This is a genomic window from Paenibacillus sp. FSL R7-0179, assembly GCF_038002265.1.
In the GTDB taxonomy this organism is placed as follows: Bacteria; Bacillota; Bacilli; order Paenibacillales; family Paenibacillaceae; genus Paenibacillus_AQ.
The window spans coordinates 3,291,904-3,304,065 of sequence record NZ_JBBOCC010000001.1 but is presented as its reverse complement, the minus strand read 5'-3'; the positions used below and the strand labels follow the sequence as shown (position 1 = coordinate 3,304,065).

The 12,162-nt window shown below is 54.8% G+C and carries 9 protein-coding genes and 1 riboswitch; of the genes, 4 read left to right on the top strand and 5 right to left on the bottom strand.

Annotated elements, in window-relative coordinates; genetic code table 11:
• The first annotated feature begins 15 nt into the window (after positions 1–15).
• On the top strand, positions 16–2,310 hold the full coding sequence (locus MKX63_RS14475) for an alpha-galactosidase (RefSeq protein WP_341017888.1): 2,295 nt from the start codon (positions 16–18) through the stop codon (positions 2,308–2,310).
• Positions 2,311–2,578: 268 nt separating this feature from the next.
• On the opposite strand, the gene MKX63_RS14470 is transcribed toward MKX63_RS14475, so the two are convergent.
• Positions 2,579–4,009 (bottom strand): flotillin family protein, encoded by a 1,431-nt coding sequence (locus tag MKX63_RS14470; RefSeq protein WP_341017886.1) that lies wholly within the window; start codon positions 4,007–4,009, stop codon positions 2,579–2,581.
• An 18-nt stretch (positions 4,010–4,027) separates the two neighbouring features.
• Positions 4,028–4,582 (bottom strand): hypothetical protein, encoded by a 555-nt coding sequence (locus tag MKX63_RS14465; RefSeq protein WP_341017884.1) that lies wholly within the window; start codon positions 4,580–4,582, stop codon positions 4,028–4,030.
• Positions 4,583–5,144: 562 nt separating this feature from the next.
• Positions 5,145–5,327, bottom strand: a riboswitch (cyclic di-AMP (ydaO/yuaA leader).
• Between the two features lie 885 nt (positions 5,328–6,212).
• On the opposite strand from MKX63_RS14465, the gene MKX63_RS14460 reads away from it, so the two are divergent.
• The 3 genes from MKX63_RS14460 (at position 6,213) to MKX63_RS14450 (ending at position 9,705) form a co-directional block, all read left to right on the top strand.
• Positions 6,213–6,839 (top strand): TetR/AcrR family transcriptional regulator, encoded by a 627-nt coding sequence (locus MKX63_RS14460; RefSeq protein ID WP_341017883.1) that lies wholly within the window; start codon positions 6,213–6,215, stop codon positions 6,837–6,839.
• Between the two features lie 29 nt (positions 6,840–6,868).
• Positions 6,869–9,145, top strand: a complete 2,277-nt coding sequence (locus MKX63_RS14455) for an MMPL family transporter (RefSeq protein ID WP_341017881.1) — start codon at positions 6,869–6,871, stop codon at positions 9,143–9,145.
• A 137-nt stretch (positions 9,146–9,282) separates the two neighbouring features.
• Entirely contained in the window at positions 9,283–9,705 is a 423-nt protein-coding gene (locus tag MKX63_RS14450) for a GNAT family N-acetyltransferase (protein ID WP_341017880.1), read from the top strand.
• A gap of 78 nt (positions 9,706–9,783) precedes the next feature.
• Here the strand turns inward: MKX63_RS14450 and MKX63_RS14445 are convergent, their stop codons facing one another.
• The 3 genes from MKX63_RS14445 to MKX63_RS14435 are packed head-to-tail and all read right to left on the bottom strand — an operon-like array spanning position 9,784 to position 12,132.
• Positions 9,784–10,233, bottom strand: coding sequence for a DUF1877 family protein (locus MKX63_RS14445; protein WP_341017879.1), 450 nt, complete (start codon positions 10,231–10,233; stop codon positions 9,784–9,786).
• Positions 10,234–10,281: 48 nt separating this feature from the next.
• A complete protein-coding gene (gene cls, locus MKX63_RS14440) occupies positions 10,282–11,724 on the bottom strand; it encodes a cardiolipin synthase (RefSeq protein ID WP_341017877.1) in 1,443 nt (480 codons plus the stop codon).
• Between the two features lie 36 nt (positions 11,725–11,760).
• The gene (locus tag MKX63_RS14435; protein ID WP_341017876.1) at positions 11,761–12,132 is read right to left on the bottom strand and encodes a winged helix-turn-helix transcriptional regulator; all 372 of its coding nucleotides are present in this window, start codon (positions 12,130–12,132) and stop codon (positions 11,761–11,763) included.
• Positions 12,133–12,162: the final 30 nt, after the last annotated feature.

Sequence of the window (12,162 nt, the reverse complement as noted above, 5' to 3'; positions counted from 1 at the left end):
AGGAGTGTTAAGATCATGAACATTTATGCAGACGAATCACTAGGCTTGTTCCATCTTCAGGCCAAAGACACCAGCTACATCATCCGGCTGGTAGAGGGGTACCCTGCCCATGTCTACTGGGGCGCACGGCTCCGTCATGATGACAGTCTGGCCGGAGCACTGGAGCTGCGTGAACGCGCCTCCTTCTCGCCGACCCCGCTGCCGCAGAAGCCCGCCCTCTCGCTGGATGCCCTGCCTCAGGAGTATCCGCAGTATGGCAGCGGTGACTTCCGGCGTCCGGCGTACCAGGTGCAACTGGCTGACGGCACACGGATCTCTGAGCTGAAGTATGCAGGCTATGCAATCACGCCGGGTAAGCCGGCACTGGATGGACTGCCAGCGGTCTATGCAGAGAGCGAAGCAGAAGCGCTTACGCTTGAGCTCACCCTGAAGGATGACTACACCGGCCTTACGGTCAGACTGCTCTATACGGTGTTCGCTGACCATCAGGCGATTACCCGCTCCGTCCGCTTCGAGCATAACGGCGAAGCCCCGCTCCGGCTGGAGCAGGCCCTTAGCGCGTCGGTGGATTTTGCCGATTCCGCTTATGACACCCTGCACCTGAGCGGCGCATGGGCCAGAGAGCGCCATGTTCAGCGCCACCCGCTTAACCCTGGAGCCGCGCTGTCCCTGGAGAGCCGCCGCGGATCAAGCAGCCATCAGGTCAATCCCTTCCTCGCGCTTCTGCGCCCGGGTGCAGATGAAGATCAGGGTGACGTCTATGGCTTCAGCCTCGTTTACAGCGGCAGCTTCAGCGCTACGGCCGAGGTGGAGCAGTTCGGCCAGACCCGTGTAAGCATCGGGATTAATCCGTTCGACTTCTCCTGGCTGCTGGAGCCGGGCGAATCCTTCCAGACCCCGGAGGCCGTGCTTGTCTATTCCAGCGAGGGCATCGGCGGCATGTCGCGCACCTATCACCGGCTGTACCGGACCCGGCTCTGCCGCGGGGTTCACCGTGATCAGGCCCGGCCGATTCTGGTCAACAACTGGGAGGCGACTTACTTCGACTTCAATGCGGACAAAATCGCGACCATCGCCAAAGCAGCAGGCCCGCTCGGCATTGAGCTATTCGTCCTTGACGACGGGTGGTTCGGCAGACGCGACAAGGATAACAGCTCACTCGGCGACTGGTTCGAGGACCGCCGCAAGCTGCCTGAAGGTCTGGCGGATCTGGCAGACCGGGTCAACAAGGAAGGCATACAATTCGGTCTATGGGTGGAGCCGGAGATGGTCTCGCCGGACAGTGATCTGTACCGCAAGCACCCGGACTGGTGCCTGCATGCCGAGGGACGCCGCCGCACGGAAGGCCGCAACCAGCTGATCCTGGATCTCTCCCGCCCGGAGGTATGTGACTATCTGTATGAGACGTTAAGCGCGGTCTTTTCCAGTGCCCCGATCCGCTATATCAAGTGGGACATGAACCGCAATATGACTGAGATTGCATCGGTGAAGGCCGCCCCGGAGCGGCAAAAAGAAACCGCCCACCGCTATATGCTCGGCCTGTATCATCTGCTGGAGCGCCTGACCTCCCGCTTCCCTGACATTCTGTTCGAGAGCTGCTCCGGCGGCGGCGGCCGGTTCGATCCGGGTATGCTGTTCTATATGCCGCAGACCTGGACCAGCGACAACACCGATGCGGTGGAACGCCTGGCGATTCAGTACGGCACAAGCATCGTCTACCCGGCCAGCAGCATGGGCGCGCATGTATCTGACGTTCCTAACCATCAGGTAGACCGCATTACCTCCCTCGCTATGCGCGGCGATGTGGCGATGAGCGGTAACTTCGGCTACGAGCTGGACCTCACCAAATTCACCGCAGCCGAGAAGGATCTGGCCGCCCGGCAGATTGCCCAGTACAAGGAGATCCGCACACTGGTGCAGCAAGGGGATATGTACCGTCTGCTGAGTCCGTTTGGCGGCAGCGGTGAGACCGCCTGGATGTTCGTCAGCGAGGACAAAACCGAAGCCTTCGTCGCTTACTTCCGCGTACTCGCGAGACCTAATCCGCCAATCTCGCGCCTTACGCTCAAGGGGCTGAACCCGGAGCTGGATTACGTCATCGAGACCGGGGCTGCCGGCAGCAACGAGCATGTCCACGGCGGCGCAGAAGCTGCTGCGGCAGCTGGAGGCGACAGCTCCGGTCCGTTCCAGAAGGCCTTTGACGGCACACCGCTCGGCGGCGACCGCCTGATGCGAATGGGCCTTGTGGTCTCCGACCTGCGCGGAGATTACGCAAGCTGCACTTACCGCCTGAGAGCAGTGGAGCGCTGATCAACAGCAGATTGATTCTGCGGGTGGTGTAGCGCTGAACCTCAGCGGACTTTCGTTCTGCGGCGGTACAACGCTGATCAACAGCTTACTTATCATTATAAGGCTGCTGCTTCGTGCAGCTTCAGACACACCACAGGCGTCAGCCTCCTTTTGGAGATTGACGCCTGTTTTTTGTGGAGAGCTGCAGTCAGGAAGGCGGATTTGCTGCCGGTTCATCAGCTACTTACCGCCTACTTACTTCTACTTCCTGCCTACCACTACTCCTCTCCTAGTCCTGTTCTTGTTCATGCTCCCGGCCAAGTAACCCGCTAAGCGCCTCTGTTACATTCATGCCGGTCAGCGTCTTGGTCAGCTCAGGCACCTGGGCCATGATTTTGGCGATATCGCCGGTGATTTTGTTCACGCCTGCGGAAGCCCCGTCCTGGGAGATGACGGTGATCTTGTCTACCTTGGCCAGCGGGGAGGCGATTTTGTCAGCCAGCTCAGGCAGGATTTTCAGGAATTCCACGGTCAGGGCCGCTTGAGTGAACTGTTTGTACGCCTCAGCCTTCTTCTGCAATGCTCCCGCTTCCGCCGCTCCGGCGAGCTGGACGATCTCTGCATTCGCCTTCCCTTTTGCCAATTCCGCCTCCGCTGTTGCCAATCCGCGCTTGGTCGTCGTAGCTGCTTCGGCTTCCGCCTCCAGAATCTGCCGCTGCTTGGCGGCTTCCGCTCTCATGATTGTCGCCTGATTCTCCGCCTGGGCAGGCTTGATTACCGTTGCCTCCAGCTCCCGCTGTCTCAGCTCGACCTCGATCTCCCGGACTGTGCGGTTGGCTTCAGCCTCCATCTGAGTGATTCGGACCTGTTCCGTAACCAGTGACTGCTTGATCTTGTTCTGCTGCAATTCGTACGCCAGATCCGCCTGCGCCTTCTTCACTTCTGTCTCCAGCTTGAAGTCCGCCTGCTTAATATTCAGCTCCTTCTCGAACAGGGATTCCTTGGCACGGGCGGCGGTTCCCGCCTCTATGGTCGCCTGATGGGCATTGGCTTTGGCAATCGCAGATTCCTTCTCTGCTTCGGCCTGCTTGATCTGAATGTCGCGTTCGGCTTCGGCCTTGGCAATACTGGCGTCGCGGCGGATACGCTCAATCTCGGGCACGCCCATATTGTCGATGTACCCCTTATCGTCGGTAATTTTTTTGATGGTGAAGCTGACTACCTCCAGCCCCATTTTGTCGAGGTCCTCTGAGCAGGTCTCCCGCATCTTGCTGTTGATTTCGTCTGGGGTCTTAAGTATAGATTCTACGCTGAGCTGGCCGATCAGGCCGCGCAGATGCCCCTCCACCGAATGCAAAATAATCGTCTCACGGTCCTCTTCCGGCCGGTCAATGAACTGTTCACTGGCGGTGAGAATAGCGGTTGGATCGCTTTTTATCTTAATTTGGGCCACCGCCTCCAGGTTCAGCTTGATGCCCTGGCGGGAGAACATGGCCTGCGCTGGAATAACATCGAAGCTCATCAGCATCATGGAGATGGTTTTATTGTTCTGGAAGCCGGGGATGACGAACGTCCCACCGCCCTGGACGACTCTTTTGCCGCCGAGGCCGTATACGATCATGGCCTGATTGGGCGGCACTTTTTTATACGCGGTCACAATACTGGTTAACGCCAGCAGAATCACTACAACAATAGCTCCGGTTACATATAAAATTAACATTTGCTCCGACACTCCCCGTTAGTTATGTTCCATTTCCCGTTCGAACAGGGTGACCGCTGCGATCCCCTTATCCGTCTTCACAATAATCACCCGATCGCCCCGCAGCAGCGACTGACCGGATTTGGCCCGCACGCCGATGGAACGCATGGTTCCGTGCAGCACATACTTCATCTCTCCCACGGCCCCATCCGCGGCGGCGATGCTGATATACCCGAGCTGGCCGGCCGGATCATAATCCAGTTCACTCATACTGCTGTCGTACCGGGTCATCACCCGGGCCAGCACGGTGTAGAGCAGAATGCCCGGCAGCAGGGCGATTAAGCTACAGACCAGCACCACGGCGAGCAGCTGCATCCCGCTGTATTTGACAAGCATATACCCGGTGCCGCCCCAGACGGTGACAAACACCGTCAACGGAAGAACCGGCAGAAAGCCCGGCCCCCCGCTATCCCCTCCCCCGACATGCAGGTGGCCTGCCAGCCCGTGACCATGAATGCTGCCACTGAGGATAAGCAGAAGGCCCACCCAGAAACAGACGATAAATACAGTAGCGATGGTAATCCCACCTTTCAATGCAATATGACGATGTAGTAGCTGACTATTTCGATGATGCGGAAACAGACTATTGTGGCGATGCGGAAACAGACTAATGTGGTACCTACAAGACTAATTCATATTAAATTGACTAATTAATGTTGTTATATGATTTAAATGCGCTCCACTCCGTCACTATTCCTCCTAATTTCCACTTAGGGCTGCTTGGTTAGTAGGGTGCTGAGGCGCAACTTGGCATTACCGGGATTCAGGTGCACTTGTGCTCTTCATCCTCCCACTTTCCGTTGCATTTGAGGGATTTATCCCTCTCATTTCCACCTCCAGCCCATTTTCAGCGCAATTAGTGGGATTTATCCCTCTCATTTCCACCTCCAGCCCATTTTCAGCGCAATCAGAGGGATTTATCCCTCTCATTTCCACCTCCAGCCCATTTTCAGCGCAATCAGAGGGATTTATCCCTCTCATTTCCACCTCCAGCCCATTTTCAGCGCAATTAGTGGGATTTATCCCTCTACTGCGCAGCAAAAAGACCACAGCAGCGGCAGGGCTCTCCGTGGTCGGTTAATCGATCATGGCGCTCATCCTCTCTCTTCGAGGCTTACGGGGTTAGCTGACGGATTCGGGCAGCGAGATTGCCCTACCTCACCAGAGCCATAGCAGCACGCTGGCAAGGATTCACCCCGGGTACCCAGCAGCCCATCCTTAAGCCGCCTGCACCAGTTGGTTCCCCCGTTCCCGTTATGGAATTCAGCCATTTCAAGAACAGTGTCATTTCATTCGGTTGTTGATTGAATCTTACGCCTGCAGCCATTTAATGTAAAACCTCGAGGATGACAAAAGAAGCCAAAATTGCTGTCCCTTCGTGAATGAAGGCGCATTCTTCAGCTCTACTCTTATCTACCCGGGGATTTGCTCGTGCTATCGTCTGTTTACACCCATGTTACTCTTCCTCCCACGTACTGCTTATTGCTCACCTAATCTCCTCCCACTCTCATTCTCACTCCCCTACTCTTACGCCCACACTAACTCTTACTCATTTACCTACTCGCTTACTCTCTTACTCTCTTACTCCCTTACTCACTTACTCACCTACTCACTTACTCACTTACTCTCTTACTCCCCCTACTCCCTTACTCTCTTACTCTCTTACTCTCTTACTCTCTTACTCTCTTACTCTCTTACTCTCTTACTCTCTTACTCTCTTACTCTCTTACTCTCTTACTCTCTTACTCTCTTACTCTCTTACTCTCTTACTCTCTTACTCTCTTACTCTCTTACTCTCTTACTCTCTTACTCTCTTACCTTCTTACCCTCTTACCCTCTTACTCCCTTACTCACCTACTCAATTACTCTCTTACTCCCCTACTCATCTCCCCTTACTCACCTACTCACTTACTCTCTTACTCCCCTACTCATCTCCCCTTACTCCCACACTAGCTCTCACTCACTAATTCACTCACTTACTCCCCACGCCCTCCTAACCTAATTCCCTAACTCCACCTTTCTTCCCCTGCCCACTACTCTAAATTTGAAATATTCACATTTCCGTCACTCGATGCTCATTGTGCAATCTTTCCCTTTGAGCAATAATAGAACCTATAGATTCTATAGTGCTTGTAGATCTTAGGGAAAGGAGGAACGTTGAAATTTGAATTCGAAACTGAATCTGCGGGACAAAAAAAAGGAAGCCACCTCCTACGCCCTAGCCGTAGCGGCCTTCGAGCTTGCGCTTGAGCATGGCATGGACGGCTTCATTGTTGACGATGTTGTTCAGATGGCTGGATATTCCCGGCGTACTTTTGCGAATTACTTCTCCTGCAAGGAGGAGGCGGTAGCCGCCTATTTCATTGGCATAATTGCTGTCCAAGAGAAGGAGGAAGAGAATAACCCGCTGGCCGCGCTGCCGCCAGATGCTACGCCGCTTGATGCCCTGTACAATCTGCTGAAGCTGCAATTCACCTCAGAGTTCCTGCATAAGCTGCGGCAGTTCGTCTCCCTGGCGAATCAATACCCGTCCCTGGAGCCTTACATTCTCAATGTCTTCCGGCATTTGCAGATCACCGCCCAGGAGACGCTGGAGCAGTTCACCCGTGGACGGTATGCCGATGGGTATACCCACCTGCTGGCCGGTGCCGTCTACGGGGCCTTCGTGCCCATTCTGGACGGACGGCTCAATGTTATGCTGCCGGGTGAACAACTGAGCGAAGACTCCACTGCTATGTCTTTTGACCAATACCTGAATTCCATGTTTGCTTATTTACGCAACGGCTTCTAAATTCACAGATAAAGAGGAGAAACCAATACATGTCTACCTTTCTATACCGCTTAGGAAAATCGGCTTATGCCAAGCCCTGGGCCTTCATTGCAATCTGGATCCTTATACTCGGAGTTGTAGGTACCCTGATTGGAGTCAACGGCATTCAATCCAGCTCCGAGATGAAAATTGAAGGCACAGAATCGCAAAAAGTGCTGGATAAGCTGACAAAAGAGCTGCCCGCTGCGGCCGGCGGCCAGGCTAGTATCGCCTTCACTGTACCGGACGGGGAGCGTCTTGACACGCCCGAGCGTACAGCGCTGCTGCTGAAGGCTATTAATGATGTATACAACATGGAATATGTCATTAACCCTGCCGAGCTGGCAGCACAAGCAGCGGCCGCCGCTGCCGGTCAAGCCGCCGCCGCTCAAGCAGTACCGTTCGGTCCGCTGATCGTAGACGGCGCTCCGGTACCCGGCGTGATGCTGTCGGCTAACGGCAGCATTGCCCTGTTCCAGTTCCAGTTCACGGTGCAGCAGACATCACTGCCAGCGGATGTGCCGGATAATATCATCAATACCGTAGCCGAGGTTGAACAGTCCGGTTCGGGGATTACCGCGATTCCAAGCGACTCGCTCAAAAGCATGCCGGCCATCGGCTCTACGGAGGCGATCGGCGTGGCCGTTGCTGCCATCGTATTGTTCCTGACACTGGGCTCAGTTGTAGCCGCAGGCCTGCCGCTTCTGACCGCGCTTCTCGGAGTCGGCATCAGCGTCGGAGGTGCGTTTGCTCTGGGCAGCCTGATCCAGATGAACGATATCACACCCGTTCTTGCCGTGATGATCGGTCTCGCCGTGGGGATCGACTACTCGCTGTTCATTGTGAACCGCCAGCGCCGTCTGATCCTGGATGAGAAATTAAGCGCAGCCGAAGCTGCCAGCCGTGCTCTGGGCACCGCAGGCAGTGCTGTATTCTTCGCCGGTCTGACCGTTATTATCGCCCTGTGCGGCATGCTCGTCATCGGCATCGGCTTCTTATCGACAATGGCACTTGTGGCTGCAGCCAGTGTTCTAATCAACGTGTTGCTGGCATTGTCCCTGCTGCCTGCGCTGCTCGGACTGGTCGGTGAACGTATCGTAACCGCCAAAGCCCGGACCAAGCACAGCACCGCCGCCAAAAAATCACAGCACAGCTTCTCCCATCGCTGGGCGAATGCCACAGTGAAATACCGCTGGGCCATCATAGTGCTCGTGGTGCTGGTGCTTGGAACAGCTGCTATTCCGGTGACCAAAATGGAGCTCGGTATTCCATCCGGTGCCTCTGCGAACCTGGATACCCCGGCCCGCCAGAGCTATGATGTCATCTCCAAAGGATTCGGCGAAGGCTTCAACGGCCCGCTGCTGCTGGTCGCTGAGACGAAGAATCCGTCTGAGAAGATCTCCATGCCGATCCTGGGCAAGCTGGTTCAGGAGCTGCAAATGCATGATAATGTGACCCTGGTCTCTCCGCTAGGAGTCAGTCCCACTGGCGATCTCGCCATTATAAGTCTGATTCCGAAGACGGGTCCCACTGACACCGCTACCAGAGATCTGGTTCAGGAGCTGCGTGATCCGAATTCCGCTCTGACCTCCGGGAACAATATTAATCTTGGGGTGACCGGCTTCACTGCCATCAATATTGATATGTCCTCGAAGCTGTCCGATGCTTTCCCTGTATACATCGGGATCATCGTGATCCTGTCGCTGATCATTCTGCTGCTGGTGTTCCGCTCAATTATCGTGCCAATCAAAGCGACCGTCGGCTTCGTGTTAAGTATTATTGCCACCTTCGGCGTGACCACTGCCGTCTATCAATGGGGCTGGCTGCATTCGCTGTTCGGCTTCGATACCGGTGGCCCGCTGCTCAGCTTCATGCCGATCCTGGTCACTGGTATTCTATATGGGCTCGCCATGGATTATCAGGTGTTCCTTGTAAGCTCCATGCGTGAAGCCTATGTCCACGGCCGTCAGGGCAAGGACAGTGTCATTCACGGCTATGATCTGGCCAGCCGGGTCGTACTGGCTGCAGGTGTAATCATGGTATCCGTCTTCGCAGGCTTCATCTTCGCCCCGGATGCGATGATTAAGCAGATTGGCTTCGCATTGGCCTTCGGCATCCTGATCGATGCCTTCATCGTCCGGATGACGCTCGTTCCGGCCGTCATGGCCGTCTTCGGCGACAAAGCCTGGTGGCTGCCGAAATGGCTCGACCGCCTGCTGCCGAATCTCGATGTCGAAGGCGATAAGCTGATCGCAAGGCTCAATGCCGAGAGCGGACAAAACAAGTAGAAACGACTTGCCGTTCTAGTAAGGACGGTACCGTTTCAGCGAGAAATAGAAGAATAAATAGAGCCTGCGGCATCGTCCGCAGGCTCTATTTTGATATAATGGCTATAATTGAATTCAGATCCTAAGGAGGCATACCCATGAACATCATAGAACTGGGCCTTACTCAGAATCAGCAGGAAATCTCCAGACTGCTGGAGGAACACAGCCGCCGCATGGACAGCAGCATTCCGGCCTATCAACGTGAGGTAATCTCCCTTGCCGCTTACGAGAACGGCATCTTCATTGGCGGCATTACCGGGGAAATGGTCTGGAATATCCTGAACGTGCACTTATTGGCCGTTGACCCCGCCTACAGAGGCAATGGACTAGGCAAGACCCTGCTGGAAGAGCTGGAGCACAGAGCCTCACTACGCGGGTGTAAGGTTAGCGAATTGACCACGATGAGCTGGCAGGCGCCGTATTTTTACCAGAAGCAGGGATATGAGATCTTCGGTGAAATCAAGGATTGTCCCAATGAAGGCCAGACGAAATATTATCTTCAGAAAAAATTGCAGCCGTAACCCCCACTCCCATACAGAAACGGTACCTCCTAGTAACAAGGACAGTACCGTTTCTATAAGCAATGTTAAGAGAATACTTCAAGCCACACTGAAAATCACATGCTTCCCGGCAGCCGCTGCCCTCCGGTAAAAGTCCAGCAGTCCGGTAAACTCACTTGTCACCTGCTCCTTCAGCGCCTTTTTAATATCACCCGTCTCCAGCTTGTCCAGATCCACCTGCTGCATTGCCGCAATAATATCTTCCAGTTCATCCTGCTCCGTGCACGCGAAGAACCCGTCCTCTTCTTCCACCTCAAACACGTGCACGCCTACAACTGCTTCACTTAACGGGTCGCCTTCGATAGGTTCACTGGCCGAAACTCCGGTTAGCGCGAGATGCAGCTCCTCCCACAGCTTGTCGATATCGTAGTGTTCACTCCCGCCTTCAATCAGCTTCTCCAGCGTATCCATCAGCTCTGTACCATCCATCTCCATCATGCGCTCCAGCGTATCCTCATCCACCATCACATATTGACCCAGCATCCCCATCTGTCCTTCCTCCTTCTATAAAATACAGCTACCCGCGCTCCACCCTCCTTACAGAATAGGCGACAGCAGCCGGGAAATCCCCTCTTTCAGCTTGATTACCAGCGAGCGCTGCGCATAGCGCTCCACGGTCAGCTCCGAGCACAGCCTGACATCATTCAGGAAAATGTCCTGGAGCTGTTCGGCAATCGCCCGGTCGTACACAATGGCATTGACCTCGAAGTTCAGCCGGAAGCTGCGCGAATCGATATTCATCGTCCCGACAGAGGCAACCTCACCGTCAGCGACAATCGTTTTGGCGTGCAGGAAGCCGTTCTCGTAGAGCAGGATTTTGGCCCCGTAATTCAGCAGGTCTCCGGCGTACGCCCAGGTGGCCCAATACACGAACGGATGGTCAGGCTTATTCGGGATCATGATCTGCAGATCCACACCGGAGAGCAGGGCGATTTTGCAGGCATCCATGAAGCTGGTGTCCGGTATGAAGTAAGGGGTCTGGATATACACGCTTTCCTTGGCTGACAAAATCAGCTTAATATACATGTTCTTAAGATGCTCCGTCGACGAATTAGGACCGCTCGTAATGATCTGGACCGGGCTTGTCCCCGTATGCTGCTCCATGTTGAAGACAAATTCCCCGTAATCCCCGCGCTCATGCTTCCCGGCCTGATGCCAGTCGAGGATGAATCTGCCCTGGATATGACTGACGGCGTTACCGGTAATCCGGAGGTGAGTGTCCCGCCAGTAGCCGAACTTCGGAACCTGCCCCAGATATTCATCCCCCACATTGAACCCGCCGATATAGGCAATGCTTCCGTCAATAATGCACAGCTTGCGGTGGTTCCTGTTGTTGATCCGAAAGTTCAGCGGCTTGATCAGAGAGGGGAAGAACACCTCAACTTCGCCTCCTGCTGCACGCAGCTCCCTGAAAAAATGCCGTGAAATCCGCTTGGAGCCGACTTCATCATATAGCAGTCTTACCTTCACGCCTTCACGCGCCTTCAGGACCAGCTCGTCCCTCAGCTTCGTACCAAGCTGGTCCGGCTGGATGATGTAATACTGAATATTGATCTCTGCGCGGGCTGAGCGGATATCCTCGAACAACGCGGCGAATTTCTGGTGGCCGTCACTATAAATGACAATCTCATTATCGCTGGATAACAAGCCGTGCGACGAGCGGATATTCATGTTGATGAGCTGGGCATAGTTCTGCAGCAGCTGCGACCTGTCATCCGCCCCTTCCGCAAAGGCCGCCAGCTGCTTGTCGGCTTCAGCCTGGACATATTCCTGCTCTTCGATGAAGAGCTTGTAGAAATTCTTCTTTTTGAGATTGCGCCCGAAAAAGATATACAAGACAAATCCCAGAATCGGGATGAAAAACAGCACCATCAGCCAGGCCCAGGTGTACCCCGCCTCTCTGCGTTCAATGAACAGAAAGCCCAGGGCCAGAATAATGTTAATGAGGGTGACGACTGTGGTTAGACTTGCAAATTCCATGCTCTTTCCCCTTTCCTCTCTGTCTCTCTCTGCTGCCTAAAAGTCCTCCAGCACCTTGGACCTGTCGCCATGAATTCTATCCAGATGCTCCTCTCCCCAGTAGCATAACAGGTCCAGCGCCGGCTTCAGCCCCCAGCCGTAGGCTGTCAGCTCATACTCCACTCTGGGCGGAATCTCCTGGTAGATGGTCCGCGAGATAATCTCATCGTTCTCCAGCCCTCTTAGCTGGGCAGTCAGCACCTTCTGGGTTAAGCCGGGGATGAGCCGCAGCAGCTCGGAGGTGCGCTTCTGTCCGTTCATCAGATGGTAGATAATTAACGGCTTCCACTTGCCGCCCATGACCTCAAGCGCTGCCTCCACGCCGACTCTATACTTTTTGGGAACGCTATCGCCGCTCTGTTCAGTCATTGCTTCTGCCTCCATTATGTAGGGTACCTC

Coding starts and splice junctions, on each gene's coding strand:
- MKX63_RS14475 (WP_341017888.1), top strand. CDS start 16: ATGAACATTTATGCAGACGAATCACTAGGCTTGTTCCATCTTCAGGCC.
- MKX63_RS14470 (WP_341017886.1), bottom strand. CDS start 4,009: ATGTTAATTTTATATGTAACCGGAGCTATTGTTGTAGTGATTCTGCTG.
- MKX63_RS14455 (WP_341017881.1), top strand. CDS start 6,869: ATGTCTACCTTTCTATACCGCTTAGGAAAATCGGCTTATGCCAAGCCC.
- MKX63_RS14450 (WP_341017880.1), top strand. CDS start 9,283: ATGAACATCATAGAACTGGGCCTTACTCAGAATCAGCAGGAAATCTCC.
- MKX63_RS14445 (WP_341017879.1), bottom strand. CDS start 10,233: ATGGGGATGCTGGGTCAATATGTGATGGTGGATGAGGATACGCTGGAG.
- cls (WP_341017877.1), bottom strand. CDS start 11,724: ATGGAATTTGCAAGTCTAACCACAGTCGTCACCCTCATTAACATTATT.
- MKX63_RS14435 (WP_341017876.1), bottom strand. CDS start 12,132: ATGACTGAACAGAGCGGCGATAGCGTTCCCAAAAAGTATAGAGTCGGC.